The organism is Mesorhizobium sp. CA8 (genome assembly GCF_020164955.1).
Lineage (GTDB): Bacteria > Pseudomonadota > Alphaproteobacteria > Rhizobiales > Rhizobiaceae > Mesorhizobium.
Map to the genome: position 1 here is coordinate 61,801 of NZ_JAIUHG010000028.1, position 26,305 is coordinate 88,105.

Sequence of the window (26,305 nt, forward strand, 5' to 3'; positions counted from 1 at the left end):
TCGCTCCATGGCAATAACCGCGTCAGCCGCCGTTCGCCACTAAAGCGATGGCCGCGCGCAGCTCATCCAGCCCCGCGGCCTTTTCCGACGAGGTGGCCAGCACCACCGGAAAGGCCGCCGGCCGCTTCTTGATCTTGGCCAGCGTCTCCCCGATCAGCCTCGGCACGCCGGCAGCCTTGATCTTGTCGGTCTTGGTCAGCACCACCTGGTAGGACACCGCCGCCTTGTCGAGCAGCGTCAGCACTTCCTCGTCCTTGGCCTTGATGCCGTGGCGGGCGTCAATCAGCACATAGACGCGCTTCAGCGTCACGCGGCCTTGCAGATACTCGTAGATCAGCTTGGTCCACTCATCGACCTTGTCCTTCGGCGCGCTGGCATAGCCGTAGCCGGGCATGTCGACCAGCGCCATCGGCGGCAGGTCGGCGCCTTCGCCGGAAAAGCCGTCGGGCACGAAATAGTTGAGCTCCTGCGTGCGGCCCGGCGTGTTCGACGTCCGCGCCAGGCCCTTGTGCCCGACCAGCGCGTTGATCAGCGACGATTTGCCGACATTGGAACGGCCGGCGAAGGCGATCTCCGGCGGCCCTTCCGGCGGCAGGAACTTCATCGACGGCACGCCGCGGATGAAGACCCAGCCGCGGGTGAACAGCTCCGGACTGATCGCCGTTTCGTTCGTGCTCTTTTCGGGCGCGTTCAAACCGCTGCCTCCAGCCTGGAAATGTCGGCGCCGCGAATGGCATCGAGATTGCGGCTGATCTTGTCGACCGGCCAATCCCACCAGGCAGCCTTCAATAGCCGCCGCACCGTGAATTCGTCGAAGCGCATCTTTACCACCTTGGCCGGATTGCCAGCCACGATCGCATAAGGCGGCACGTCGTGCGTGACAACCGATTTCGCGGCGACGATAGCGCCATTGCCGATCCTACCGCCCGGCATGATCACCGCATCCATGCCGATCCACACGTCATTTTCGACAATGGTGTCGCCGCGGATTTCCTTCGTCCATGTCTCGGGGTTGAAGCCTTCCTCCCAGCCATGGCCGAAGATGTTGAACGGATAGGTCGAGAAGCCGGACATGGCGTGGTTGGCGCCGTTCATGATGAAGCGCGCGCCCTCGGCGATGGCGCAGAACTTGCCGATCACCAGCCTGTCGCCGATGAAGTCGTAGTGATGCAGCACGCATTTCTCGGCGAATTTATCGGGACCGTCCGGGTCGTCGTAATAGGTGAAGTCGCCGATGTCGATGTTGGGCGACGTCACCAGCCCCTTCAGGAAGCCGACGCGCGGATGCATCGCGATCGGATGCTTGATATTGGGGTTGGGTCCGGTCATCGCGGTCCTTTGCAGGCGGGTTTGGGCGCGGCCGACGAAGCTCCCGCGCGTGATCAAACTAACGCGATCCTTCGACAGCACCAACCGTTCAATGGCTGCCGCGGCAGATCGCGATCGGGGGAAAGGGGCGCTGTCGGAGATTGGCCGAAACCCCTGCGAGTCGTCATACTCGGCCCTGCCGGTTTCGGCGCTTGGCGAAAATGCGCTGTGGCTGAAGATGGCGGCGGGTTGATCGGCCACTTCTGGCGCCGACGTTGGAAGTTAGCCGGATCGCCCGCGACGTCGTCATACTCGGGCTCGACCCGAGTATCGGTGCCGTGACCCTTGCCGTAGAGTACTACGGCGCAGAATTCTGTAGCCGCCGCAACGCCTTAGCGTAGCGGCATGGATTCCAGGGTCTGCGCGCGTCGCTCCGCTCCTTGCTGAGCTGCACGCCGTCTATTCCGCTGGCGATGGTTTCTTGCGGAACATCGAAGCCAGATTGTCCCACAATTCGATCTTGGCGCCCTGGCGCTTCATGATCACGCCCTGCTGCAGGATCGACAGGGTGTTGTTCCAGGCCCAGTAGATGACGAGGCCGGCCGGAAACGAGCCCATCATGAAGGTGAAGATCACCGGCATCCAGGTGAAGATCGCTGCCTGCGTCGGGTCCGGCGGCGCCGGGTTCATGCGCATCTGCAGGAACATGGTGATGCCCATCACCACCGCCCAGGCACCCATATGCGGCAGGAAGGCCGGCGGTGCGAACGGCAGCAGGCCGAACAGGTTGAAGATCGAGGTCGGATCGGGCGCCGCAAGGTCGTGGATCCAGCCGAAGAACGGCGCATGCCGCATCTCGATGGTGATGTAGAGCACCTTGTAGAGCGAGAAGAAGACCGGGATCTGCAGCGCCACCGGCCAGCAGCCGGCCAGCGGATTAATCTTCTCGGTCTTGTAGAGCTCCATCATCGCCTGCTGCTGCTTCATCTTGTCGTCCGCGTATTTCTCGCGGATCTCCAGCATCTTCGGCTGCACCTTCTTCATATTCGCCATCGAAGCATAGGACTTGTTGGCCAGCGGGAAGAAGATCGCCTTGACGACGACGGTGGTGGCGAGGATCGCCAGCCCGAAATTGCCGAAGAATTTGTAGAGCGTGTCGATGAGCCAGAACATCGGCTTGGTAATGAAATAGAACCAGCCCCAGTCGATCAAAAGATCGAAGCGTTTGATGTGGCGGTCCTGGGCATAGGCGTTGATCTTGGCGACTTCCTTGGCTCCGGCGAAGACTTCGGTCTCGACGGTCGCCGACTGGCCGGCCTCGATGTTAATCGGGTCGGTCAGGAAGTCGGACTGATAGCGGTGACGCCCGTCCTCGAAATAGGCATAGCGCGGCTGGAAGGGCTGCTTCTCGGTCGGCACCAGCGTCACGGCCCAGTATTTGTCGGTGATGCCGAGCCAGCCGTCGGTCGACTTGCCGGGCTTGACTTCCTTGTCCTTCTCGATGGTCGCGTATTTGTACTCCGACAGCCCCTCGGCGCCGGTGACGCCGATCAGGCCCTCATGCAGCACATAGGTGCTGGCGACCGCCGGCTTGTCGTAGCGCGTGACCCGGCCATAATTGAACAGGCTGACGGCGGCGCTGCCTGAATTCTGCACCGTGTCGGAAACGGTGAACATATAGTCGTTGTCGACCGAGATGGTGCGCTTGAAGGTGAGACCCTTGTCGTTGGTGTAGGTCAGCGTCACCGGCGTCGACGGGGTCAGCGTCGGATTGCCCTCGACGCTCCACACCGTGTCCGAGCTTGGCACCGCGCCTGTCTTGTCGGTGCCGACGAAACCGATCTCGGCGAAATAGCCGGTGGGCAGCGCCTGCGGGTTGAGCAGCTGGATCTCGGGCGAATTCTTGTCGACCGTCTCGGTGTAGTGCTTGAGCTTCAGGTCGTCGAGGCGTGCGCCGGTCAGGTTGATCGAACCTTCGAGGCTCGGCGTGTCGATCTTGACGCGCTTGGTCGCGGCGATGGCCTGGTCACGGCCGGCCGCCGTCGCCGTATCGCCGCCGGGCGCGCTGGGAATGGCGCCTGGCGCCTGAGCCGTCGGCGCCGCGCCCGGATTGGTTCCCTGCGCTTCCTTCTTCTGCGCCTCGACGCGCTGCTGCTCGATGCGGGCCTGCTCGCGCTGCTGCTCCATCTTCGGGTTCATATAGAACACCTGCCAGAGCGTCAGGATCAGCACCGACAGCGCGATGGTGAGGAAGAAATTGCGGTTGTTTTCCATCGAAAGCCCTGGCCTATCGTGTTCCGCGCAGCCGGCGGGAAAGCTCGGCCTTCAACTGGCCGAAGGGAATGGCAAGCACGTCTTCACGCCCGACGATGACATAGTCATTGCCGGGCGCCATGTCATCGGCGGCATGAACGCGCACGGCTTCCCTCAGCCGCCGCCGGACGCGGTTTCGCACCACGGCGTTGCCGACCTTTTTGGTGACGGTGTAGCCGACGCGCGGCGCAAGGTCATCGCCGCGGTCGAGAACTTCAACGAGAAAAAGCCGCCCGCGGCGTTTCTCGCCGCCGCGCACAGCCAGGAAATCCGCGCGTTTCAGAAGCCGCCCGGGAGTTTTCCCTTGTGGCTTGCCGGGTGCGGGCAACGATCTCGTCTTCCGCTCAGGCGCTGAGCCGCTTGCGGCCGCGGTTGCGGCGGGCAGCAACGACGCCACGGCCACCCTTGGTGGCCATGCGGGCACGGAAACCATGCCGGCGCTTACGGACGAGCTTGGACGGTTGGTAGGTACGCTTCATTTGTTTTAATACCGCGGCGTGCGGCCCTTCTTGATTCTGTCACTCTGTAACAGGAGCTTTGCCGGGCCGGCTTAGGCGCGATCGAAACCGCGCCGGGACGAATGGCCCGAGCGTGAGCGGGCTTATAGAAAGAAGGTTTTTGGAAGTCAATCCGGCGTGGCAGCGAGTCATTTTTTCGCTGGACCAAGGTTGAAATTGGCAAAAAAGCCGCAAATCGCATAATCTTGGCCGATCAAGGCTTCGTGAAGAACGTGTCATGACGAGTGAAGCTCTGTCCACCGATGAAAAAGCGCGGCCGGCTGCGGCGAATTCGTCGCGGCGGGTGCCGCTGTCGCGCGGCCTGTCGACCAAGCTTCTCTTCCTCACCATCGCCTTCGTGCTTTTGGCCGAAGTCCTGATCTTCCTGCCCTGGATCGCCAGCTACCGGGTCAACTGGCTGAAGGAGCGCTTGAGCACCGCAGCCGCCGTGTCGATCGTGCTCTTGCAGGGCGAGCCCAACGCGCTGTCGCACAACGCCCAGAACGACGTGCTGATGGCGATCGGCGCCAAGGCGATCGCCGTGCGCGACGGCGGGGTCTCCCGGCTGCTCGTCGTTTCCGACATGCCGCCCCAGGTCGACGAGCATATCGACATCGCCGGTGTCGGCCTCGTCAACGGCATGACCGGCGCGCTCGACACGCTCTTCTTCGGCGGCAAGCGCATGCTGCGCGTCTTCGGCCCGGTCGGCGACAGCGACAAGGAATTCGAGCTGATCATGCCGGATTACCGTCTGCGCGACGCTATGCTCAGATATTCGCGCAATGTCGCCGTCGTCTCGCTGCTCATCTCGCTCTTCACCGCCATGCTGGTCTATGCGGCGATCGACCTGATCATGATCGGACCGATCCGCACCCTGACGCGCTCGATCCTGGCCTTCTCCGAGGCGCCCGACGATCCTGGACGCGTCATCCGCCCCGCCGACCGCGCCGACGAGATCGGGGTCGCCGAGCGCGAGCTGTCGCAGATGCAGGACCGGCTGCAGAAAATGCTGTCGGAGCAGAAGCATCTCGCCGACCTCGGCCTCGCCGTCTCCAAGATCAACCATGACATGCGCAACATCCTCGCTTCCGCGCAGCTGATGTCGGATCGCCTGCGCCAGGTGAAGGACCCGACCGTGCAGGCCTTCGCGCCGAAGCTTCTGCGCGCCCTCGACCGCGCGGTCTCCTATTCCGAAGGCGTGCTTCACTATGGCCGCACGCAGGAGCCGGCGCCGTTGCGCCGCCGGGTGCGGCTGCGCCAGCTGGTTGACGACGTGCACGGCCTGCTCGACATTGAGGAGGGCATCGAGTTCGTCAACGGCGTTGAGGCCGCCTTCGAGGTCGACGCCGATTCCGACCAGCTGTTCCGCGTGCTGACTAATCTTTGCCGCAACTCCGTGCAGGCGATGGCCGCCGATACCGAAAGCGCGGTGGTGCGCCGGCTGGCGGTCTCGGCCGAGCGCCATGGCAGCGTCAGCCGCATCACCGTCGCCGACACCGGCCCCGGCCTGCCGCCCAAGGCGCGCGAGAATCTGTTCGCCGCCTTCCGCGGCTCGGCGCGCAGCGGCGGCACTGGCCTAGGCTTGGCGATCGCGCATGAACTGATCCGCGCCCATGGCGGCACAGTCGAGCTTGTCGAATCGATCGGCGGCCGCACCGTCTTCGCCGTCACCATCCCCGACCAGCCGGTCCGGCTCGACCAGGCGCGCAACGGCCTGCGCCGCCCGGCTTGAGGCCATCGCCCTCCGGCGGAGCCGCTTGTCGCCAGCGGAGCGCCTCGATCAAAGCCGGCAAAACCACCTGCGACAAAACTTTTGCCGGATCGGCTTGCTTTTCGCAAATTCAGTCGTTAGGGAACACTCCACATCGCGGCCGGCCGTTTCGACCGGATCGCGGGGCCTGTGTCACACACGGCCTGTTGCGCGCCCGTAGCTCAGCTGGATAGAGCACCAGACTACGAATCTGGGGGTCAGGAGTTCGAATCTCTTCGGGCGCGCCAATAATTCAGATATTTAGCTGAATCCCACCGTTTCAAATGGCCGTTTTGAACGGTTTTGAATCGTCGGATGGATCTGCGCGGCTGGACGAACCGCAGCGTAGGATCGGGCGACCATCCGGCCCGAGCCGTGTTGCATTCTTATATATGCCAAAACCAATTGCAAAACAAAACCAGTCGGTCTAAGCTGAACCGATTGCACAACACAATCAGATCGCGCGAATGCCATGTGAGGATCAGGCAATGGCCAAGCTCGTGTTCGGAATGAACCAGTCGCTGGACGGCTACGTCGATCACATGGCGTTCGGGCCAAGCCCCACGCTCTTCCGCCATTTCATCGAGGAGGCCGAGAGGCAGGCCGGAAGCATCTACGGTCGCCGCATGTACGAGGTCATGCGCTACTGGGACGACGAGCATCCCGAATGGAATGCGGACGAGCGGGCCTTCGCGGCGGCGTGGCGGAACCAGCCAAAATGGGTCGTCTCGCGCTCGTTGAAGTCTGTCGGGCCTAATGCCAGGCTTGTCGAGGGTGATCTCGAAGGCGCCATCCGCAAGCTGAAGGCCGAGCGCGACGGCGAGATCGAAGTCGCCGGCCCGGACTTGGCGCGAAGCCTCACCGAACTGGGCTTGATCAATGAATATCGGATCTACCTGCACCCGGTGGTGCTTGGTCACGGCAAGCCCTATTTCGCTGGACCTCGGCCGCCGCTGCGCCTCATGGCTCATGATCGGATCGGCGAGGATGTGATCAGGTTGACCTACGTTCCTGCCTGATCTCGCGACGTCCTCTCGTGCTGTACCAAACTGCTTGTCCGAGGTTCGCAGTTCGAATCTTCGGGCGCCTCATTCGTGTTCAACACCCACTCTGAAATGGTCAGGTCAGGGCTCAGCGCGCCTATGGCGTATAAGCCAGCGCCAGGATTCTGGGCGAGATGGTGAAGCGCACCGTCAAGCGATTGCCGGATGAAGTGACCGCCTCGCCCGAGGTTAGATCGACGGCGATGTCCTCAAAGCCCAGCACCCGGCCGTCGAGCGGAAACGAGGCCTTGTAGACCGCCTCCTTGATCGCAAACAGAATGCGGCTGCCTATGCCGAAATCAAGATCGCCCAGGCGGTCTTGCGGCGTTGCCACCATGCCTCGGAGCTCGTGCGGCAAGGGCAGGGCAGGCTCGATGTCGACGCCCACGCTTCTCATCGTGTCGGATAGCGCGGCGACCGCCACGGCAAGCTCGTCGTCATGCGCGATCGAACCGACGGTGCCTGCAGGCCAGATCGGATTTCCCAATTGGCCCCGCAAGACGGCGAGATCGGCATACTTCAGGCGCCGCAGCAATTCATGCGCGACCCGGCGGCCCGCTCCAGTGGCGGCGCGCGCCCTCTGTTCGCGCGTGGCGATGGAAGCGCCTTCCGCCGGCAGGAGGTATTGTTCGTCGTCGGCACGAACAATACGGCAGCCGGTGACGAGGCCGGGCGGCATGAGGCCGGCCAGCGCCTGCTCGACGGCGCTCTCGATGTCCGCGTCGTCCGGCCGTGTGCTCACTTTGCTAGCTGCCCAATTCGAGCACGGCAGTCATCTCGCCATCCTCATCCAGCCCCGCCTCGACGAAACCGAAGCCGGCATAGAGCCGGCGCGCCGCCTCGTTGTCCGGTTCGTAGCAGATCGCGACGCGGCGCATGTGGCCGAGCTGCGCGATCTCCTCTAGCGCCCGGGCAACCGCGGCACGGCCAAGCCCCTTGCCCTGTTCGCGGCGGTCGATCATGAAACGGTAGATGATCGCCTCGTCATCGTCGTCTGGAGCGCTGTACATCAGGAATCCGACGACGCGCCCGGCCGCAACGACAGCGCGGGCGAGGGCCTCGTCATCCTCCCTGGCCTCTTCCAGCGAGTCGGCATTCGAGGCGACGAAGCCTTGCTGCTCGGGCATCAGCTCGAGCGCCAGGATCGCCGCCCGGTTGTCCTCGCCGACAGGCCGCAGGACCACCTCGCGGTCGCGCGGCCGCGCTTCGGCCGAACACGTCACTGTTTCTGCCCGATCTCGATCGCGCGCGCGTCGATCGGCGTCACCACGCCATATAGCTTGGCCGGGTTGCCGCGCCACACGGTGTTGGGCTCCAGCACTTCGCCCTTCATGACGAAGCAATCGAGGTCCGCCACGGATCCCTCACCCATCACCACGGCGTAGTGGATGAAGGCGGCAGAGGCGAGCGTGCAGCCATTGCCGATGCGGATGTAATCGGATTTGAACGCGCCTTCCTCCAGCGAATGCGCCTGGATGACGCAGCCCTCGTTGAGCGTCGCGTCGTCGCCGATCTCCACCAGCGACCGCTCGGTGATGATGCTTCCCCCGTCATAGACGCGCCGCCCGACCTTCACGCCCACCAGACGCAGGATCAGCGGCCTGAACGGCGTGCCGGTGAACAGGCCCATGATCGGCGAATCGGACAGTTTCCAATGGCGTTCGTGGCGCCAGAAGACCGGGTCGTAGATCGTGGCCATCCTGGGCTTCAGCCGGCGGAAACCGAGGCTGACCCGTTCCAGGAAGATGTAGAACGGAATGCCGATCGCCGTGGTCAGCACCACCGCCACGAACAGCGCCGTCTGGCCCCATTCGTTGTAGTAGTTGAGCGCCCTGTCCCAGATAGCGAGCGTCAGGAACAGGATCAGCCACTGCGCCGCCAAGAACAGCAGCGCGGTGACCAGATTGTGGAGGTTCTTCAGCGGCAGCCGGCGGTGGCGCTCCTTGTCGGAGATCAATCCGAGAAGCTCCTTGTCGCGGTTGACCATGCGCGGGATTTCAAAGGGCGGCGACCCCAGCAGCCCGACATTCTCGCGCAAGGGACCATCGACCGGTACATGCACCTTGGTTCCGAGCAGGCAATTGTCGCCGGTGCGGGAATCCGGCGAATAGATGATGTTGTTGCCGAAGAAGTTTCGCTCGCCGACCCGCGTGTGCTCGAGCCGGAAGGAGTTGGCGGACTTCTGCATGTTGACCATGAACAGTCCGTCGGAGACCATCGTTTCCGAGCCGATCTCGCTGAGCTGCGGGTTTTCATGCCGCTGGTTGGTGCCGAAATTCGACCCGGTCTGGTTCACCTTGTTCAGCCGCCAGCCGATGGCGCGCAAATAGTAGACGACGGCCGAGCTGTCGCCGAACAGCACGTTCAGCAGTCGCACGTTGCTGACCAGCTCCAGCATCGATTGCAGCCAGTAGTGGAAGCCGTAGAGCGAATAGTCTCGGCCGGGCTTCAGCATGAGGTTGAACAGCCGCGGCACGATGGCCGCCAGCAGCACGCCGCCGATGATGAAGCCCGCCAGCGTCACGGTGGTGCCGATCGCCACGATGCCGATGGTCTCCTGATAGTCGTCGCCGAGATTCTCCCAGTAGGTGTGGAACAGAAGCGGGAACGGCGTGACGATGGCGAAGAGGATGAAGAGCTGGATCGCCTCGTAGATGATCCGGCGCGCTCGCGACAGCGGCACGTTGGGAACCGTGCAATAGTCCGCCTCGGTCGGAATCCCCGGCGATCCGTGCCAGCGCTCGCCGGCAGGGATCGCCTGTCCGCGATGCAGCGACGAAGCGTGGCCCAGCTGGGCGCCGTCGCCGATGCGGGTGTCGATGTCCAGCGTCGAGCCGACGCCGACGAAAGCGTTGTGGCCGATGTCGAGCGGGCCGGTATGGATGTAGCCCGCCTGGGCGCGGAAGCCCAGGATCATGGAATCCTTGCGCAGGATCGAGTTGTCGCCGATCCTGATCAGGTCGGTGCAGACCGGAACGGAGCGGCACTCGATAACCGTGCGGTTGCCGAGTCGGGCGCCGAGCAGGCGCAGATAGAGGCTGTACAGCGGGCTGCCGCGGAACAGCACCACCGGCGCGCTGCGGACCAGCGTCTTGACGATCCAGAAGCGATAATAACGCCAGCCCCAGATCGGGAACGTCTCGGCCTTCCAGCGGCCGACCAGCAGCCATTTGGCGATGATGGCAAAGCCGCTCAGCCCGAAGAATACGCTGGCGGACAAGAGAACGCAGCGCAGATAGAGCTGCACCGGGTCGTCCAGCGCGTCATAGACCCAGTTGAGCCCGTCATTGATCGCCCAGAGCGAGGCATAGCTGTAGAGCGCGTAGAACACGAGCTGCCCAAAGCCCGTGCTCCAATAGGCAAGGCCGGAAGCCCGATGCGTCAGCATCGGCTCGCTCGCGGCAACCGCCACCATCTGCGGCGCACGTAGGTAATCGGCGAGCTTCGCGACCGTGGGATGCAGGTAGATGTCGCGCATCGAGGTCGTCGACCAGGCCTTGCGGGAGCGGATGCGCGCGCAGAACCTCGCCATCAACAGCGAGTTCGCGCCGAGGTCGTCGAAGAAGTGGTCTTCGATGGAGATGTCCTCGAATTTCAGCACATCCTGCAGCGTGTCGACCAGGAACCTCTCGTCCTCGTTGCGCGGATCGATCATCGCATGGCCGGCCGCGACGCGCGCGCTGGTCGGCTTTGGCAGCTTCCTCAGGTCGACCTTGTTGGAGACGGTCATCGGGATCGCGGGCAGCTGCTCCAGATAGGCCGGAACCATGTAGTCGGGCAGCCGCTGCTTGAGCTCCCGCACGAGCATGGTGCGATCCACACTGTCGCCGCCGCTCCCGGGGGCATAATAGGCGACCAGTTCCGTGCGCTCGGGCTCGATCTCCCATGTCGTGACCGCCGCCTGCGCGATGCCTGGCTGTTCCAGCAGCACGGCCTCGATCTCGCCCAGCTCGATGCGGTAGCCGCGGATCTTCACCTGCGTGTCGATGCGGCCGTGATACTCGATCTCGCCCTTGTCGTTGATGCGGCCGAGATCGCCCGTCCGGTAGATGCGGCCGCTGGGGTTGTTCGGCAGGCCGATGAAATCCTTGATGAATCGCTGTTCGGTGAGCTCCGGCCGGTTGAGGTAGCCTACCGCCACGCCCATGCCGCCGATGCAAACCTCGCCCAGTGCGTCGCCGGTCAGCACCTTCGGCTTTTCGGGGTCGAGAATTGCTATCGAATACGTGGGCAGCGGCCTGCCGATCGTCACCGGCTCGTCCGGCGTCAGCAAGCCCATGGTGGCGGTGACCGTCGCTTCGGTCGGGCCATACGTGTTCAGGATCTGGCGGCCGGGCTTCGCCCAGCGCACCACGAGCTTTTGCGAGCAGGCTTCGCCGCCGACCAGGATCGCACGCAGGCTGGGCGCGTCGCTCTCGATCGACGACAAAAGCGTCGGGCTGCAGGCCATGCAGGTGATGTGATGCTCACGCAGGAAACTGGCCAGCTCCTCGCCCACGAGGGGCTGCTGGCCGGGCGCCGGCACCACAGTGGCGCCGGCGGCAAAGGGCACCCAGATCTCCTCCGAGGAGAAGTCGAAGGCGATGGTCATGCCCTGGTACACGCGGTCGCCCGGCTGGTAACCGTAGGATGCTGCGGCGACGCGGATGAAATTGCAGAAGCTCTGATGCGTGATGACCACGCCTTTCGGCTTGCCCGTGGTGCCGGACGTGTAGAGAATGTAGCAGGTCTGGTCCTGGCTGCCCTCCGGCAGGGGCGCCGTTTCCGGCTTGAGAGCGATTTCGGATTCCGCCGAGTCGATCGAGATGTGCGGAACCGGCAGGCGCGCCACGCGCGCGGCATAACCGGAGACGCTGATCACCATCGTGACATTGGCGTCCTCGATGATCATCACCATGCGATCTTCGGGGAAGGCGGTGGCTAGAGGAACGAAGGCCGCCCCGGCCTTCATCACGGCAAGGATAGCGATATAGGTTTCGGCGGAGCGGTCCAACAAAAGGCCTATCCTGTCGCCCGGCTTCACGCCACGCTCGATCAGCAGATGCGCGAACTGGTTGGCACGGCTGTTCAGCTCGCAGTATGACCAGGGCCGGCCGCCGGAAATCACGGCCGGTGCCGCGTCGAAGCGGCTCGCCAGATCGCCGAAGAAGCGGTCAAGCCTCTCATGCGGCTCGCCCTTATGGATGAAATCGGGGCCGATCAGGATCTGATCGCGCGGTGGCGATTCCGTCACTAGTTTGGCTTTGGGCGCGTTTTTCTTGGCGGGCTTGCTTGCTTCATTCAGAGACATTGGAGGACCCGCGAGCTCGTGATGGCTCGCACTATGCCGTGATTGGCGAAAAGACAATTGGCTGACGATGATGGGCCAGTTGATTTGCCTTTGCGGCGGATTTGAGATGGCGTTCCAATCGGCAATTCATGCCACGCGCCGTTCACGATTATGTGACGGAGCGCCGTCCCGCGACGACACCTGATCGCCTCTATTCAGCCCTTGGCGGCACTTGGCCTTCCCGTTCGCGTTGCCGAGCAGGGCGATCCAGGCGATGGCCAGCGGCAGCAGAGAAACGCGCTCGATTCTATACGAACCGTGATCTCGTCGTAGCGGTAAGGAAGCAGATATCCGCATCGGCGATGCAGTACGGCACGTGGCGGAAATCGCGGATGCGGGCGACCTCTTCGCCGCGCCAGTCGATCAGCACGAAGCCGCGCACGGCATCGTCCGCCTGCGGGTTGCGGATGAGGATCGCCGGCCGGCCATCGACGAAGCCGAGCGACAGGGCCCAGTCGCGGAGGCGGTCGTAATTGCCGAAATAGGTCGAGGCTTCCTTCTTGCCGTTGAGGCGGGCGCGATTAACGACGTCGACCTGGACATCCTCGGCGATCAGCCTCCTGACCGCGTCGAAATCGCGCGCGTTGAACAGGTCGACATAGCGGCGCAGGCGGCGCTCCTCCTCCGGGTCGAGCTTCGGCATGGCGACTTCGTCGGTTCGGGCGGAGAGCGCCTTCAGCTCCGCCCTGCCGCGATGCAGCGCCGCCTTGGTTGCAGCCAAAGTCGCGCGCGTCACCTCGCAGGTTTCGGAAAGGCTGAGGCCGAGCACGTCGATCAGGACCACGGCGCTGCGCTGCGCCGGCGTGAGTTGCATGAACGTGTGCAGGCTTGTCGCCGCCGCAAGCCGCGCCTCGGCGTTGGCCGAGAGATCCTCAATCGTCGTCATGTCGGTTTCGCTCATTCGGGAGCGCTCGCGCTGGCGGCGGCGCAGATGATCCTGCGCCGCATTGTGGGCGATACGGAACAGCCACTGCTCGGGGCGCTCGACGCGAGTTCCGCCATCATGCGCGGCAAGCGCCTTCACCACCGCCTCCTGCACGATGTCCTCGCCCTCGATCGACGAGCCGGCCATGCGGGCGGCGTAGCGGTGAAGCTTCGGCCGCAGGCCGACGAGCATGGCGTCAAGTTCCGCGCGGCCGAACGCTGCCGAGCTCATTCGTCCTCTTTCTCGCCTGGCCGATGCCATGCGGTGCCCGGATCAGGCGGGCACGGCTTCATCGGCTCTGGCCAGCATACGATAGTTGCCAACAATCTTCGCCGGCGCCCGCACAAGCGGCGTCGAACGCCGCGCGGCATGATCGGCGCCGAAGGCCTTGAACGCGTCGAGTTCGGTCAGCGCCGAGCTGTCCTTGTCGTAGCCGACGAGGTGTACGAACTCCCCATTCTCCAGTTCGAGCACCAGATAGCGCACCGATCGCGGCTGCGTTTCATCCAGCGCCTCGAACACTTTTGCCACCAGCGCCCGGTTCTCGGCGATGCTGGCGTCCTTCACGCCGTAGCGGATCAGATTGTAGGTCATTGTCGTCTCCTTCGGTTGGTATGAGGAAGACGTTTCGTGCGGGTCAAAGGATTCACGTGGACGCAAAAAATTTCCCCCCTAAACCGCCCCAAGGAGGAGAGAACCGCTCAGCCGACCGCCTTCGCCGCCGCCCGCCCGGCGCTGCGCCCCGAAAAAATGCAGCCGCCGAGAAATGTGCCTTCGAGCGCCGCGTAGCCATGCACACCGCCGCCGCCGAAGCCGGCGGCTTCGCCCACCGCATAAAGCCCCGGCACCGGCTGTCCGGCGGCGTCGAGCACACGGCTGTCGAGGTCGGTCTGCAGCCCGCCCAGCGTCTTGCGGGTCAGGATGTTGAGGCGCACCGCGATCAGCGGGCCGTTCGCCTGGTCGAGCATCTTGTGCGGCTTGGCGGTGCGGATCAGCCTGTCGCCGAGATAGGCTCGGGCGCCGCGCAGCCCGGTGATCTGCGCATCCTTGGAGAACGGATTGTCAAGCTGCCTGTCGCGGGCGCGGATCTCGCGCTCAACCTGGGCGACGTCCAGCAGCGGCTCGCCGCCGGCCAGCGCGTTCATGCGCGCCACCAGTTTCGCAAGGTCGGCCTCGACGATGAAATCCTCGCCCTTTTCCATGAAGGCCTTCACGGGGCCGGGAATTCCCGACGTCGCGCGGCCCAGCACCTGCCGCCAGCTTTTGCCGGTGAGGTCGGGGTTCTGCTCGGAGCCCGACAGCGCGAACTCCTTCTGGATGATCTTTTTGGTCAGGATGAACCAGGAATAATCGAAGCCGGTGCTCATGATGTGGCTGAGCGTGCCCAGCGTGTCGAAGCCCGGATAGAGCGGCGCCGGCAGCCTTTTGCCGCGCGCGTCGAGCCACAGCGAGGAGGGGCCGGGCAGGATGCGGATCGCATGCTCGGTCCAGATCGGCGCCCAGTTCTTGATGCCCTCGACATAGTGCCACATACGGTCGCGGTTGATGATCGAACCCCCGGCAGCCTCGGTGATCGCCAGCATGCGCCCGTCGACATGGTCGGGCACGCCCGTGATCATCCGCTTCGGCGGCGCGCCTAGCCGTGACGGCCAGTTCTGGCGCACCAGCTCATGATTGCCGCCGATGCCGCCGGAAGCGACGATCACCGCTTGCGCGCTGAGCTCGAACGCGCCGGTCGCGGCGCGCGAACTCTTGCGGCCGCGCTCGACGCTGCACGGTTCCAGCACATCGCCACGCACGCCAGTTACTGTATCGCCGGCGCGGATGATCTCGTTGACCCGGTGGCGGAACTTGAACTGGACCAGCCCGCGCTTTTGCGCCTCGCGCACGCGCTGCACGAAAGGCTCGAGCACGCCGGGCCCGGTGCCCCAGGTGATGTGGAAGCGCGGCACCGAATTGCCGTGGCCGGTCGCATTGCCGCCGCCGCGCTCGGCCCATCCGACCACGGGGAAGAATTTCAGGCCCCGCTCGATCAGCCAGGAGCGCTTCTCGCCAGCGGCGAAGCCGACATAGGCTTCCGCCCATTTGCGCGGCCAGAAATCCTCAGGGCGATCGAAGGCGGCCGTGCCCATCCAGTCCTCGAGCGCGAGGTCGTGGGAATCGCGGATGCGCATGCGCCGCTGCTCCGGCGAATCGACCAGGAACAACCCGCCGAACGACCAGAAGGCCTGGCCGCCCAGCGACTGTTCCGGCTCCTGGTCGACGATGATGATTTTCTTGCCGGCCTCCGCCAACTCAGTCGCGGCGACGAGGCCAGCCAGCCCCGCGCCGACAATGATCACGTCCGCGTCAGCCATTTTCCCTCCCAGAACTAGCCGGCAAAACTTATTGCGGCGTCTCAGACGGGCTCCCAGCCGTCCTTCTCGCCGGCGCGGAAGATGGCGTCGATGACCTTCTGGTTGAGCACCGATTCCTCCAGGGTGAAGACGCGGTCTTTGCCGCCCTGGGCGGCGCGCACGAAGGCTTCGCACTCCAGCCGGTATTGCTGGGTGCCCGGGAAGCGGAACACCTGCGCGTCGGTGTGGTTCTGGTTGTGCAGCTCGATGCGGTGGTGGTCGTAGAGCCCGGCATTGAACGGGGCGAAGACCTCGATGAAACCCTTCTCGCCGTGGAACACCATCACCTGCCGCGCCGCCATTTGCGTCGACAGGTAGAAGGACAATTCGAAATCGCCGAAATCGGCGCGGATCGAGGAATAGATGTCGGTGCCGAAACTCTTGTCGCGCTCTATATTGGCCTGGACACGGATAGGCTCCTTGCCGGTCGAAAAGCGCGTCGATACGGTCGGATAGACGCCGATGTCGGGCAGCGCGCCACCGCCGAGATCGAGCTGGTTGCGCATGTTCTTGGGGTCGACATTGTAGTAGGAGAACGCGCCCTGCACATGGCGCAGCCGACCGATGGCGCCGCCGGCAATGAGGTCACGCACCTTGATCCATTGCGGGTGGTAGACGACCATGAAGGCCTCGCAGACCAGCACCTTCTTCTCGTCGCGCAGCTTGATCAGCGGCGGGATGTCCTTGGCGTCGAGCGCCAGCGGTTTTTCCACCAGCACATGCTTCCCGGCCTCGATCGCCTTTGCCGTCCATTCGACATGCTGGGAGGTTGGCAGCGGGATATAGACGCCGTCGACCTCCTTGGAGGCGAGCAATTCCTCATAGGAGCCGAAAGCATGACGGGCGCCGAAACGCTCGCCCAGCGCCTTGGCCTTGGAGAGATCGCGGCTGGCGATCGCCGACAGGACCCCGTTCTCCGATTCCACGATTGCCGGCAAAAGCTGCTCGCGGCCGATCTTTGCCGTCGACAGAACACCCCATCGGAACATCACGCTTCTCCATGTCGGTTACATCGATGGAGGTGTGCCCCAAATAGAGGGAAAAGCCAATGCGGGAGAAGCTCCTTCCTCGCCCCACGCAGTGGGGAGAGGTGGCCCGGCGAAGCCGGGGCGGAGAGGGGTTTTCGTAGAGCGCCGGGTTGCCGGAGCCGCTTTATGACCTTCAGCTTGCAAGGGCTCTGCCGTCGCGAAGGGTCGCCCACCGCTCCGTCTCGGGCTTCGCCCGGGCCACCTCTCCCCCGCTTTGCGGGGGCGAGGAAAGGGACTGCGACTAACCTCTCTTGCCCGTCAGCATCATGTCGAAATCGACGACATTGGAATAGAGCGGCGTGCCGACATCCATGCCGTAGCGCGACCGCAGAACCTTGCCGGTGACGTGGAATTTGATGGTTCCGCCCTTCAATCCGCCGAGCTCGGCCGTGAATTTTTCCGGAAACGTCTTGCCGCGCGCCGTCAGCCGGCCGGTCACCACCGCCGTCGTGTCGCCGGTGCGTGTCACGTTTGTAGAGCGGAACTGGATCTCCGGACTGTTGGCCGCGTCGAACACCGCGTCGGAACGCAGGAAGGCGTCGATACGGCCCTGCCCGGTGCCGACGCTTTCGGGATAGATGGTGAGGTCCACCTTCGAGCGGCCGACATCGCCATTGTCGATGCGGATCGTGCCCTTGAAGCGGCCGAAGGCGCCGTCGAAGCCACCGCCGCCGGCCTTGCCGATGGTGAAGCGGATCGAGGAGGCCGACGGGCTGATCGTGTAGCTGCCGGCGGCGTCGCTGAGCGCCACCGCGGCAACGGCAGGCATGGTAAGGCAAGCGGCAAAAGCCGCCAATCCGAGGATACGCGCGTTCATGGGTTTCTTCCTTCCGCAGATACGGTTTTCTGCGTTCTCGCCCCACCAACGACCGGTGGCGCAGTTCTATTCCCTGCCTGACGAAGGTGTGATCATGCGCGTCAGCACCGTGTTGCGCAGCAGCAAATGGTGGCGCAGGGCCGCCGCGATGTGCAGCGCCACCAGCGCGATGCCGGCATAGGCGAGATACCAGTGCGCGGAAGCCCAGAAGCTTTCCGAAGCGTCGGATTCGGCCAGCGGCAGATCGGGTATCACGAAGAGATTGAATGGCATGGTCGGGATCTCCAACGTCGACACCGAGACCAGCGCCCAGCCGGAAAGAGGCAGCGCGATCTGGAACGCATAGAGCGCGAAATGCGCGAGCGGTGCAGTCCTGCGCTCCAGCGTTCCGACCGAACCCGGCAGCTCCGGCGCCGCATTGCCGAGCCGCCAGGCGATGCGCAGGATGATCAGGCCGAGCAGCAGGAAGCCGAAGGATTTGTGCAGCTGGATCAGCTCGAAGGCCGTCCGCTGGCTTTCGATCCGCACCATGACGACGCCGAGCACGAACTGGCCGATGAAGATGATGCCGATCAGCCAGTGGAGGATGATCATCGCCCAGCCATAGCGGGTCGGGGTGTTGGTGATGGATTGCATGCGAGGCGAACGCTATCGAGTTCAGCTTTCTTCCGAGACGCCGGCTGTCATTCTCTCGGCACCCAGACGCTGGCGCCGCCCCTCATTGCCCTGCCGGGCATTTCTCCCCGTAGATGGGAGAAAGAGCAGTTTCGGCGCCGGCGATTGGCGAAACCGCCGGCGATAGCGTCCCTTCTCCCCGTTCAACGGGGAGAAGATGCCGCCAGGCAGATGAGGGGCGGCGCCAACCCTCGACAATTTTTGCCATCACGTCTGAAGCGTGGTTTTGGCGCGAGCTAAGCGCTCACCTTGAAGAAATTCACGAAGGCCCGGAGCGCCGGCCGCATCTGCCGGCGGCTGGGATAATAGACGAAGAACCCGTCGAAGGGCGGGCACCAATCCTCCAGCACGCGGATCAACCTGCCGTCGGCAAGCGGCGCCCGCACATAGGGCTCGAAGACGAAGGCCAGGCCGGCGCCGTCGACCGCCGCCTGGGCGATCAGATGATCCTCGTCGAGGATCAGCGGCCCCTCGACCACCATCTCGATTTCCTCGCCATCCTTCTCGAACTCCCAGCGGTAAAGGATGCCGCTGGAGAAACGGAAGCGGATGCAGCGGTGGCCGGTGAGGTCACGCGGATGGCGCGGCTTGGGCATAGAAGCGAGATAGGAGGGCGCAGCGACCACCGCGCCGCGGATGTTGGGCCCGATCCGCACCGCGATCATGTCACGCTGCAGGCTTTCGCCGAGCCTGACGCCGGCGTCGAAGCCACCCTCGACGACATCGGTGAAGCGATCCTCGATGACGATCTCCAGCCCGATGTCGGGATAAGCGGCGGCAAAGGCGCCGAGCCGCGGCGTCAGCACAAGATGCGCGGCGGTGCGCGGCACGCTAAGCCGTAGATTCCCCGCCGGCCGGTCGCGCGCCTCGACCGCCGTTTCCAGCGCCAGGTCGATTTCGGACAGGGCCGGCCGCAGCCGTTCCAAAAGCTGCGCGCCTTCTTCGGTCGGAGCCACGCTGCGCGTGCTGCGCGCAAGCAGCCGCACGCCGAGCCGTGCTTCCAGGCTCGACACCGCGTGGCTGACCGCGGAAGGCGCGATGCCGAGCTCGCGGGCCGCGCCGCGGAAGCTGGCGCATTGAGCGACCGAGGCAAGCACAGCGAGTTGTGAGAGGTTCGTCCGGTTCATTGTTCTATTTTATAGAGCAAGCCGTACTAAAGAGAAAGAATTATCGAACGCATCGCGAGGCGCTATCTCTCCCTCATCGCAACAAGGGAGATGCGCCATGAAAACCCGCAAACTTGGAACTGAACTCGAAGTCTTCCCCGTCGGCCTCGGCTGCATGGGCATGAGCTTCGCCTATGGCGGCCAGCCGGAGGCGGAAGCCATTGCCACACTGCGCCGCGCCGTCGAGATCGGCGTGACTTTCTTCGATACGGCCGAAGTCTATGGTCCATTCGAGAACGAGATACTGCTCGGCAAGGCCCTAAAACCGGTGCGCGACAAGGTCACCATCGCAACCAAATTCGGCTTCAAGATTTCCGAGCATGGCGAAGGCATCGACCGCATGGTCGGCGTCGACAGCCGCCCCGAACACGTCAAGGCGGTGGCCGAAGCCTCGCTGAAGCGGCTCAACACCGACGTGATCGACCTCTACTATCAGCACCGCGTCGACCCGAACGTGCCGATCGAGGACACGGTCGGCGCCATGGCAGAGCTGGTGAGCGAGGGCAAGGTCCGGGCGCTGGGCCTGTCGGAGGTGAGCGGCGCGACGCTGCGCCGGGCGCATGCCGTGCACCCGATCGCCGCCGTGCAGAGCGAATATTCGCTGTGGAGCCGCGATCCCGAGGATGAGGTGTTCGACGTCTGCCGCGAACTCGGCATCGGCTTCGTCCCCTACAGCCCGCTCGGCCGCGGCCTGCTCACCGGCGCGATCAGCAAGCCGGACGCGCTCGGTGCCGGCGACTGGCGCCTCACTCTGCCGCGCTTCCAGGCCGAGGCCATGGAAGCCAACCACGCGGTGATCGCTGTGCTGGAGAAGATGGCCGCCCAAAAGGGCGTGAGGCCGGCGCAGCTGGCGCTCGCCTGGGTACTGCACCAGGGCAATTTCATCGTGCCGATCCCCGGCGCAAGGAAGATACGGCACCTTGAGCAGAACACAGCCGCGGCCGGGATCGAGTTGAGCGCGGCCGAAGTGACGGCGATCGGCGATGCGCTGTCGCCCGACAAGGTGGTCGGCAAGCGCTATACGGAGGAACTGCTGGCGTTGGTGAATGGGTGAGGTGGAAGGAGGCGCTCGGGCGCCTTCTTCTCCATAAAGCCGTGCAGTGCGGAAGATTGCGCGACATCAGCGCGAGGCACCCCCCTCTGGCCTGCCGGCCATCTCCCCCGCAAGGGGGGAGATCGGATGTCGCTTGACTTTTCGCCAATCACCAACGCTGCAAGAAGGGGTGCCGCCGGCGAACTGCCAATCTCCCCCCTTGCGGGGGAGATGCCCGGCAGGGCAGAGGGGGGCTGTCCCGCCGACTTTTCTAATGTCCTACCACGGCGCCACCTCAATCTCCGGCCAGCACTCCTGCGCCCTTCTCCCCTTCGCCTCATGCGTCCGCTGATTGTCCAGCACCCGGTTCGGCGTGATGCGGAACGAAAAAAGGTCGTCGAGCCCAAACGGCGCCACCAAATCCAGGCACCCCTCGGTATCGTACCGCACCCCGACCGCATGCGTCTTCGACGCAAAATAGCTCACTGATTCACTCGCGCTCGCATAGCGCGGGCATTCCTGCCCGAATTTCACCGGATACCACAGGTGCACCCGCGCCTGGTTGCGTACCTCGACCGGCAACGGCAACCCCTCGAAATGCGCAGCCGCCCGGCGGATCACCGCATCCTCGACCTCGTAGGACAAATCGGTGTCATCGAAATAGAACAGATCGACATCCTTGATGCCGTAGCCCGGCGGCTTGCCGGTCAGATGGTTCCAGACGCTGTTGTAGAGCGCGCCGGAAACCACCAGCCAATCGGGCAGCGCGAGTCGGCGCACGCGCGCCAGTGTCTCGCTGAGCAGCGGGTCGCCCGCAACGATGGCGAGGAACGCCGCGCGCTGCTCTTCGAAGGCAAGGCCGGAATAGCGGAGATGGTCCATCGCCCTTTTGGAGAGCGATTCGCCATGCTCCGGCAATCCTCAGAAGCAAATCCAGGACAAGTGCACAGCGGTTTTCCGCCCGGAATTGCGTAAAGCGGAGACTCGCTACGCCCTCAGCACGCCGCCCGTCTGCTTGTTGACGTTCTCGACGATGCGTTTTGCGAGCGCCTCGAAATCCTCGTCGGTCAGCGTTTTTTCGACCGGCTGGATCGAGACCTCGATGGCGATCGACTTCTTGGCCGCGCCGAGCGAGGCGCCTTCAAAGACGTCGAACACCGAAACGCCGGTGACCAGTTTCTTGTCGGCCGCGAGCGCTGCCCGCACCAGCGTGCCGGCTTCCACCGACCTGTCCACGACGAAAGCAAAATCGCGCTTCACCGCCTGGAACGGCGAGAGCTCCAACTTCGGCTTGGTGCGCGTCGGCTTGGCCTTCGGTTCCGGCACGGCGTCGACGAAAACCTCGAAGCCGCAGATCGGGCCGGAGGCGTCGAGCGTTTCGAGCGTTTTCGGATGGAACTCGCCGAATGTGCCGAGCACCGTCTTTGGCCCAAGCTTGATCGTTCCTGAACGTCCCGGGTGATACCAGGCCGGGCCGCCGGGCTCGATCTGCAGCCGGTCGACCGGCGCGCCGCAGGCTTCGAGCGCTGCGATTGCGTCCGCCTTGGCGTCGAACACGCCGACCGGCCCGGCATTGCCGGACCAACTGCGGCCCGAGCCGTCGAGCTTGGCCGTGCCGCGCCGCACGCCGGCTGCGACGCGCCGCTGCTGGTCGGCCAAGTCGCCCTCATAGGTACCGGAGACCTCGAACAGTGCCACATCGCCGATGCCGCGGTCGGCATTGCGCTGCGCGGCCGCGATCAGCCCCGGCAGCAGCGAAGGCCGCATGTCGGACATGTCGGCGGCGATCGGGTTGGCGAGTTTCAGGCCGTTCTGGCCGCCGCCGAACAGCTCGGCGTGCTTTGCGGGGATGAACGACCATGTGACGGCCTCCATCATGCCGCGCACGGCCAACGCGCGCTTGGCCGAACGGGTGCGCAGCTGCAGCGTGGTCAGGATCTTGCCGTTGACCGCGTCATGCGAGGTAAGCGGCTGCGGCGCTATGTTGTCGACGCCGTGGATGCGCATCACCTCCTCGACCAGATCCGCCTTGTCGTCGATATCCGGCCGCCAGGACGGCACCTTCACCTCGACGGTGTCGCCCGAACTGCGCGGCTCGAAGCCGAGCCGCGTCAGGATGCTGAGCGCTTCCTCTCTTGGCACCTCGATGCCGGTCAGCCGCTTCACTTCCGAGAGCGGGAAGAAGATGATCTTCGGCTTGTGACCGGCATAGCCCGCTACTTCGATTTCCGTCGGCGTGCCGCCGCAGAACTCGAGCACCAGCTTGGTCGCAAGCTCCACGCCCGGCACCATGAACTCAGGGTCGACGCCGCGCTCGAAGCGGTAGCGCGCATCGCTGATGATGCCGAGCGTGCGGCCGGTGCGGGCGGTCGTGATCGGGTCCCAGAGCGCCGATTCGATCAGCACGTCAGTGGTGTTCTCGTCGCAGCCCGAATGCTCGCCGCCCATGATGCCGGCGATCGATTCGACGCCATTGTCGTCGGCGATGACGCACATATCCGGCGTCAGCGTGTATTCGCGCCCGTCAAGCGCCAGCACCGTCTCGCCCTGCTTGGCGCGGCGCACGACGAGGTTGCCGGCGACCTTGTTGGCGTCGAACACATGCAGCGGCCGGCCGCGGTCGAAGGTGACATAGTTGGTGATGTCGACCAGGGCGCTGATCGGGCGCAAGCCGATGGCGATCAGCCGCTGCTGCAGCCATTTCGGCGATGGGCCGTTCTTCACGCCGTTCACCAGCGTCAGCGCGAAGCCGGGGCAGAGTTCCGGCGCCTCGATCTTGACCTTGACCGGGCACATGCCGTTGCCGACATGCGGCATGATCGCGCCTCCGGTGAGGCGGCCAAGCCCGCTCGCCGCAAGATCGCGCGCGATACCGTAGACGCTGGTCGCGTCCGGCCGGTTCGGCGTCAGATTGATCTCGATCACCGGATCGTCGAGATGCGCGTAGGCGGCGAAGCTGGTACCGACCGGCGCATCCGGCGGCAAATCGATGATGCCGTTATGCTCGTCGGAGATTTCCAGCTCGCGTTCCGAGCACATCATGCCGTGGCTTTCGACGCCGCGGATCTTGCCGACCGAGAGCGTCACGTCGATGCCGGGAATATAGGTGCCGGGCGCCGCGAAGGCGCCGATCATGCCCGCGCGGGCATTGGGCGCACCGCACACGACCTGCACCGGCGGCTTGCCGTCGCCGGTGTCGACGGTCAGCACGCGCAGCCGGTCGGCGTCCGGATGTTGCACTGCCGTCAGCACCTTCGCGATGACGAAGGGTTTCAGGCCGGCCTTGTCGTCGACATGCTCGACTTCGAGGCCGATCGCGGTCAGCCGCTCGACGATCTCGGCGAGCGAGGCGTCGGTCTCGAGATGGTCCTTGAGCCAGGAGAGGGTGAATTTCATGACTGTGTTTCCGAGGGTCTTTGTTCTTCGGGCCGGGGAACGCTGGTCTTCAGCTCGCGCGGCAGCGCATCGGGCATGTGCAGGAAAGGCAGCTGCTCGCGCACATGCGCATGCACGGTCGGCCTGAAATAGGCCGGCATGTCCATGGTGCCGAGCATGAAGTAGATCCGGTTGTCGAGCCGCTGGTCGGTATAGGCGATAGGCGAGCCGCAAATGCCGCAGAACGAGCGCTCCACCGGGCCGTTGCGGTAGCTTTTCAGCGATTTGCCGTTGAGCGCGACCTGGTCGGCCATGAAGCCGACAAAGGCCGACACCGGCGCGCCGCTGGCTCGCCGGCAATCGCCGCAATGGCAATAACTGATGTGATGCGGCTCGGCCGAGGCCTCGAACCGCACCGCGCCGCAACGGCAGCCGCCGGTGTGAGGTGCCGTCATGCAGACAGCCCCCCGAACAGCGTCGGCAGGTCGAGCGGCCGGAAGCCGTAATGCGACAGCCAGCGCACGTCGGCATCGAAGAAGGCGCGCAGGTCCGGCATGCCGTATTTCAGCATGGCGATGCGGTCGATGCCCATGCCCCAGGCAAAGCCCTGATATTCGTCGGGGTCGAGGCCGCCGGCGCGCAGCACGTTGGGATGCACCATGCCGCAGCCCAGGATCTCCATCCAGTCGGACCCTTCGCCGAAGCGCACTTCGCCGGGACGCGAGCGGTCGCACTGGATGTCGACCTCGAGGCTCGGCTCGGTGAACGGGAAGAAGGACGGGCGGAAGCGCATCTTGACCGACGGCACCTCGAAGAAGGCCTTGCAGAACTCCTCCAGCACCCACTTCATGTTGGCGACATTGGCCGATTTGTCGACCACCAGCCCCTCGACCTGATGGAACATCGGCGAGTGAGTGGCGTCCGAATCCTGCCGGTAGGTCTTGCCGGGGATGACGATGCGGATCGGCGGCTTCTGCCGCTCCATGGTGCGGATCTGCACGGGCGAGGTGTGCGTGCGCAACAGCTTGCGCTCGCCCTTCTCGTCCGGCTGGAAGAAGAAGGTGTCATGCATCTCGCGCGCCGGATGCCCCTCGGGGAAATTCAGCGCCGTGAAATTGTAATAGTCGGTCTCGATATCCGGGCCTTCGGCGATCGCGAAGCCGAGGTCGCCGAAGATCGCCGCGATCTCGTCGATCACCTGGCTGATCGGATGGATGCGGCCGCGCTCGGCCGGCGACTGGCGAACGGGGAGCGTGACATCGACCTTCTCGGCGGCAAGCCGCGCGGCGATGGCCACATCCTTCAGTTCCGCCTTGCGCTGGGTGAGCGCTTCGGTGATGCGGTTCTTCATTCCGTTGATCGCCGGGCCCTTCACCTGCCGCTCCTCGGCGCTCATCGCGCCCAGCGTCTTCAGCATTTCGGAGACCGAGCCCTTCTTGCCGAGCGCCGAGACGCGCACCGCCTCGATTGCCGGTTCGTCGGCCGCAGCCGCGATGTCGGCCATCAGGGAAGCTTCAAGGGTTTCAAGATTTCCAGCGGTGGCGTTCACGGCGAAACTCTCTCGATTGGATGACTAGCATTCCGCGTGCGTCACCATTTTGGTTACGCGGGTGCCATTTTGGTTACATCGGGGCCAAAAAAGAACCCGCGCCAGCCGTGCCAGCGCGGGTTCCCCAAATCAGAATTGCGTATGCTTGGGAAGCGCTGGCTTAGGCGACAGCGCTCTCAAAAGCATTCGGCGTGGTGTTCTTCAGATATTCGAGCGCGACCTTGGCCTTGGCGACCAGCGCGGCGAAAGCCTGCGGCTCGTGGATGGCCATGTCCGAAAGAACCTTGCGGTCGATCTCGATGCCGGCCTTGTTGAGGCCGTCGATGAAGCGGCCATAGGTCAGGCCATGCTCGTGGGTCGCGGCGTTGATGCGCTGGATCCACAGCGCGCGGAACGAGCGCTTGCGGTTCTTGCGGTCGCGATAGGCGTATTGCAGCGACTTCTCCACCGCCTGCTTGGCGATGCGAATGGTGTTCTTGCGGCGGCCGTAGAAGCCCTTGGCGGCTTTCAGGACCTTCTTGTGCTTGGCGTGGGCGGTAACGCCTCTCTTTACACGTGCCATGTCATGATCTCCTTAAAAAGCAATTCCAGGAAAAGTGTGTAGCGGTTTTCCGTTCGGAATTGCGTCAAACAAATGCGTCCAGACCGAATGCTCAGAGGCCGTTCGGCAGAAAATTCTTGATGACCTTCTTGCCGTCCGGTTCAGCCAGAACCATCGTGCCGCGGGCATCGCGAATGAACTTGTTGGAACGCTTGATCATGCCGTGGCGCTTGCCGGCGGCAGCCGACAGCACCTTGCCGGTGGCAGTAATCTTGAACCGCTTCTTTGCGGCCGATTTGGTCTTCATCTTGGGCATTTTGCTACTCCGTATTGGTGGCGCACCATCGCGCTTCTTGTCTCGCTTCGGGCCGACCAAAGCCCGAAAAGCAAATGAAACCGCCACGGCATGCCCTGCCGGGCGGTTTTCTTGGAACCGCGGTCCTATAGATCAAAGACGGCCAGTACGCAACACCTCAAGCGATACGTGTCGTAAGCGCATGAGTTGTCCGGGTTAGGTAGCACATGAGTTGTCCGGTTTTATCGCCAGCGAATGGAGGCTG

The 26,305-nt window shown here is 64.1% G+C and carries 24 protein-coding genes and 1 tRNA gene; 4 read left to right on the top strand and 21 right to left on the bottom strand.

All coding sequences use genetic code 11. From position 1 onward, the window contains the following. Positions 1–22: 22 nt before the first annotated feature. The 5 genes from yihA to rpmH form a co-directional block, all read right to left on the bottom strand. Positions 23–694 (bottom strand): ribosome biogenesis GTP-binding protein YihA/YsxC, encoded by a 672-nt coding sequence (gene yihA / locus LB553_RS25220; protein WP_224517191.1) that lies wholly within the window; start codon positions 692–694, stop codon positions 23–25. Beyond that, on the bottom strand, positions 691–1,329 hold the full coding sequence (locus tag LB553_RS25225) for a CatB-related O-acetyltransferase (RefSeq protein WP_224517193.1): 639 nt from the start codon (positions 1,327–1,329) through the stop codon (positions 691–693). Before LB553_RS25225 ends, yihA begins: the two co-directional genes overlap by 4 nt. Before the next feature lie 438 nt (positions 1,330–1,767). After that, a complete protein-coding gene (gene yidC / locus LB553_RS25230) occupies positions 1,768–3,582 on the bottom strand; it encodes a membrane protein insertase YidC (protein ID WP_224517195.1) in 1,815 nt (604 codons plus the stop codon). Between the two features lie 13 nt (positions 3,583–3,595). Then, positions 3,596–3,949, bottom strand: a complete 354-nt coding sequence (rnpA, locus tag LB553_RS25235; RefSeq protein ID WP_095767954.1) for a ribonuclease P protein component — start codon at positions 3,947–3,949, stop codon at positions 3,596–3,598. 16 nt (positions 3,950–3,965) lie between these two features. Next, positions 3,966–4,100 (bottom strand): 50S ribosomal protein L34, encoded by a 135-nt coding sequence (gene rpmH, locus LB553_RS25240; RefSeq protein WP_008833937.1) that lies wholly within the window; start codon positions 4,098–4,100, stop codon positions 3,966–3,968. A 256-nt stretch (positions 4,101–4,356) separates the two neighbouring features. Here rpmH and LB553_RS25245 point away from each other — a divergent pair, with 256 nt between their 5' ends. The 3 genes from LB553_RS25245 to LB553_RS25255 all read left to right on the top strand — a co-directional run bounded on the left by LB553_RS25245 (position 4,357) and on the right by LB553_RS25255 (position 6,887). Continuing rightward, positions 4,357–5,850: a sensor histidine kinase gene (locus LB553_RS25245; RefSeq protein ID WP_224517197.1), complete on the top strand. Its 1,494-nt coding sequence runs from the start codon at positions 4,357–4,359 to the stop codon at positions 5,848–5,850. A gap of 189 nt (positions 5,851–6,039) precedes the next feature. Continuing rightward, positions 6,040–6,116: transfer RNA gene (locus LB553_RS25250), tRNA-Arg, on the top strand. A gap of 240 nt (positions 6,117–6,356) precedes the next feature. Continuing rightward, positions 6,357–6,887 (top strand): dihydrofolate reductase family protein, encoded by a 531-nt coding sequence (locus LB553_RS25255; RefSeq protein ID WP_224517199.1) that lies wholly within the window; start codon positions 6,357–6,359, stop codon positions 6,885–6,887. A gap of 121 nt (positions 6,888–7,008) precedes the next feature. Here LB553_RS25255 and LB553_RS25260 read toward each other — a convergent pair whose 3' ends face one another. From LB553_RS25260 to LB553_RS25305, 10 genes are all read right to left on the bottom strand, one after another. Continuing rightward, complete coding sequence (locus LB553_RS25260) at positions 7,009–7,653, bottom strand: 4'-phosphopantetheinyl transferase family protein (RefSeq protein ID WP_224517201.1); 645 nt, start codon at positions 7,651–7,653, stop codon at positions 7,009–7,011. 4 nt (positions 7,654–7,657) lie between these two features. Then, on the bottom strand, positions 7,658–8,134 hold the full coding sequence (locus LB553_RS25265) for a GNAT family N-acetyltransferase (protein ID WP_224517203.1): 477 nt from the start codon (positions 8,132–8,134) through the stop codon (positions 7,658–7,660). Then, positions 8,131–12,201 carry a Pls/PosA family non-ribosomal peptide synthetase gene (locus LB553_RS25270; RefSeq protein WP_224517205.1) on the bottom strand — a complete coding sequence of 1,357 codons (4,071 nt, stop codon included), beginning with the start codon at positions 12,199–12,201 and terminating at the stop codon, positions 8,131–8,133. The genes LB553_RS25265 and LB553_RS25270 overlap by 4 nt, the downstream gene beginning before the upstream one ends. A gap of 286 nt (positions 12,202–12,487) precedes the next feature. Next, on the bottom strand, positions 12,488–13,396 hold the full coding sequence (locus LB553_RS25275; protein WP_224517207.1) for a sigma-70 family RNA polymerase sigma factor: 909 nt from the start codon (positions 13,394–13,396) through the stop codon (positions 12,488–12,490). Positions 13,397–13,438: 42 nt separating this feature from the next. Then, positions 13,439–13,759, bottom strand: coding sequence for a hypothetical protein (locus LB553_RS25280; protein ID WP_224517208.1), 321 nt, complete (start codon positions 13,757–13,759; stop codon positions 13,439–13,441). 107 nt (positions 13,760–13,866) lie between these two features. Next, positions 13,867–15,522 (bottom strand): FAD-binding dehydrogenase, encoded by a 1,656-nt coding sequence (locus LB553_RS25285; protein WP_224517210.1) that lies wholly within the window; start codon positions 15,520–15,522, stop codon positions 13,867–13,869. Positions 15,523–15,563: 41 nt separating this feature from the next. Continuing rightward, positions 15,564–16,550 (bottom strand): Gfo/Idh/MocA family protein, encoded by a 987-nt coding sequence (locus LB553_RS25290; RefSeq protein ID WP_224517212.1) that lies wholly within the window; start codon positions 16,548–16,550, stop codon positions 15,564–15,566. A 280-nt stretch (positions 16,551–16,830) separates the two neighbouring features. Beyond that, a complete protein-coding gene (locus tag LB553_RS25295) occupies positions 16,831–17,406 on the bottom strand; it encodes a YceI family protein (protein ID WP_224517214.1) in 576 nt (191 codons plus the stop codon). Positions 17,407–17,472: 66 nt separating this feature from the next. Next, entirely contained in the window at positions 17,473–18,042 is a 570-nt protein-coding gene (locus LB553_RS25300) for a cytochrome b (protein WP_224517216.1), read from the bottom strand. Positions 18,043–18,317: 275 nt separating this feature from the next. Then, the gene (locus tag LB553_RS25305) at positions 18,318–19,208 is read right to left on the bottom strand and encodes a LysR family transcriptional regulator (protein ID WP_224517217.1); all 891 of its coding nucleotides are present in this window, start codon (positions 19,206–19,208) and stop codon (positions 18,318–18,320) included. A gap of 97 nt (positions 19,209–19,305) precedes the next feature. Here LB553_RS25305 and LB553_RS25310 point away from each other — a divergent pair, with 97 nt between their 5' ends. After that, a complete protein-coding gene (locus LB553_RS25310; RefSeq protein WP_224517219.1) occupies positions 19,306–20,301 on the top strand; it encodes an aldo/keto reductase in 996 nt (331 codons plus the stop codon). 258 nt (positions 20,302–20,559) lie between these two features. Here LB553_RS25310 and LB553_RS25315 read toward each other — a convergent pair whose 3' ends face one another. From LB553_RS25315 to rpmI, 6 genes are all read right to left on the bottom strand, one after another. Beyond that, complete coding sequence (locus LB553_RS25315; protein WP_224517221.1) at positions 20,560–21,162, bottom strand: nucleotidyltransferase family protein; 603 nt, start codon at positions 21,160–21,162, stop codon at positions 20,560–20,562. A gap of 105 nt (positions 21,163–21,267) precedes the next feature. Further along, complete coding sequence (gene pheT, locus LB553_RS25320; protein WP_224517223.1) at positions 21,268–23,676, bottom strand: phenylalanine--tRNA ligase subunit beta; 2,409 nt, start codon at positions 23,674–23,676, stop codon at positions 21,268–21,270. Continuing rightward, the gene (locus LB553_RS25325; protein ID WP_224517225.1) at positions 23,673–24,110 is read right to left on the bottom strand and encodes a GFA family protein; all 438 of its coding nucleotides are present in this window, start codon (positions 24,108–24,110) and stop codon (positions 23,673–23,675) included. The genes pheT and LB553_RS25325 overlap by 4 nt, the downstream gene beginning before the upstream one ends. Beyond that, positions 24,107–25,159 carry a phenylalanine--tRNA ligase subunit alpha gene (gene pheS / locus LB553_RS25330; RefSeq protein ID WP_224517226.1) on the bottom strand — a complete coding sequence of 351 codons (1,053 nt, stop codon included), beginning with the start codon at positions 25,157–25,159 and terminating at the stop codon, positions 24,107–24,109. Before pheS ends, LB553_RS25325 begins: the two co-directional genes overlap by 4 nt. A gap of 205 nt (positions 25,160–25,364) precedes the next feature. After that, positions 25,365–25,766: a 50S ribosomal protein L20 gene (rplT, locus tag LB553_RS25335; RefSeq protein ID WP_042637600.1), complete on the bottom strand. Its 402-nt coding sequence runs from the start codon at positions 25,764–25,766 to the stop codon at positions 25,365–25,367. A 91-nt stretch (positions 25,767–25,857) separates the two neighbouring features. Further along, on the bottom strand, positions 25,858–26,061 hold the full coding sequence (gene rpmI / locus LB553_RS25340; protein WP_027166935.1) for a 50S ribosomal protein L35: 204 nt from the start codon (positions 26,059–26,061) through the stop codon (positions 25,858–25,860). Positions 26,062–26,305 lie beyond the last annotated feature (244 nt).

What these genes read in the sequence shown, in the direction of transcription:
- LB553_RS25225 (WP_224517193.1), bottom strand. Translation starts at nt 1,329, where the DNA reads ATGACCGGACCCAACCCCAATATCAAGCATCCGATCGCGATGCATCCG.
- yidC (WP_224517195.1), bottom strand. Translation starts at nt 3,582, where the DNA reads ATGGAAAACAACCGCAATTTCTTCCTCACCATCGCGCTGTCGGTGCTG.
- rpmH (WP_008833937.1), bottom strand. Translation starts at nt 4,100, where the DNA reads ATGAAGCGTACCTACCAACCGTCCAAGCTCGTCCGTAAGCGCCGGCAT.
- LB553_RS25245 (WP_224517197.1), top strand. Translation starts at nt 4,357, where the DNA reads ATGACGAGTGAAGCTCTGTCCACCGATGAAAAAGCGCGGCCGGCTGCG.
- LB553_RS25255 (WP_224517199.1), top strand. Translation starts at nt 6,357, where the DNA reads ATGGCCAAGCTCGTGTTCGGAATGAACCAGTCGCTGGACGGCTACGTC.
- LB553_RS25270 (WP_224517205.1), bottom strand. Translation starts at nt 12,201, where the DNA reads ATGTCTCTGAATGAAGCAAGCAAGCCCGCCAAGAAAAACGCGCCCAAA.
- LB553_RS25275 (WP_224517207.1), bottom strand. Translation starts at nt 13,396, where the DNA reads ATGAGCTCGGCAGCGTTCGGCCGCGCGGAACTTGACGCCATGCTCGTC.
- LB553_RS25280 (WP_224517208.1), bottom strand. Translation starts at nt 13,759, where the DNA reads ATGACCTACAATCTGATCCGCTACGGCGTGAAGGACGCCAGCATCGCC.
- LB553_RS25285 (WP_224517210.1), bottom strand. Translation starts at nt 15,522, where the DNA reads ATGGCTGACGCGGACGTGATCATTGTCGGCGCGGGGCTGGCTGGCCTC.
- LB553_RS25290 (WP_224517212.1), bottom strand. Translation starts at nt 16,550, where the DNA reads ATGTTCCGATGGGGTGTTCTGTCGACGGCAAAGATCGGCCGCGAGCAG.
- LB553_RS25295 (WP_224517214.1), bottom strand. Translation starts at nt 17,406, where the DNA reads ATGAACGCGCGTATCCTCGGATTGGCGGCTTTTGCCGCTTGCCTTACC.
- LB553_RS25300 (WP_224517216.1), bottom strand. Translation starts at nt 18,042, where the DNA reads ATGCAATCCATCACCAACACCCCGACCCGCTATGGCTGGGCGATGATC.
- LB553_RS25305 (WP_224517217.1), bottom strand. Translation starts at nt 19,208, where the DNA reads ATGAACCGGACGAACCTCTCACAACTCGCTGTGCTTGCCTCGGTCGCT.
- LB553_RS25310 (WP_224517219.1), top strand. Translation starts at nt 19,306, where the DNA reads ATGAAAACCCGCAAACTTGGAACTGAACTCGAAGTCTTCCCCGTCGGC.
- LB553_RS25315 (WP_224517221.1), bottom strand. Translation starts at nt 21,162, where the DNA reads ATGGACCATCTCCGCTATTCCGGCCTTGCCTTCGAAGAGCAGCGCGCG.
- pheT (WP_224517223.1), bottom strand. Translation starts at nt 23,676, where the DNA reads ATGAAATTCACCCTCTCCTGGCTCAAGGACCATCTCGAGACCGACGCC.
- LB553_RS25325 (WP_224517225.1), bottom strand. Translation starts at nt 24,110, where the DNA reads ATGACGGCACCTCACACCGGCGGCTGCCGTTGCGGCGCGGTGCGGTTC.
- pheS (WP_224517226.1), bottom strand. Translation starts at nt 25,159, where the DNA reads ATGGCCGACATCGCGGCTGCGGCCGACGAACCGGCAATCGAGGCGGTG.
- rplT (WP_042637600.1), bottom strand. Translation starts at nt 25,766, where the DNA reads ATGGCACGTGTAAAGAGAGGCGTTACCGCCCACGCCAAGCACAAGAAG.
- rpmI (WP_027166935.1), bottom strand. Translation starts at nt 26,061, where the DNA reads ATGCCCAAGATGAAGACCAAATCGGCCGCAAAGAAGCGGTTCAAGATT.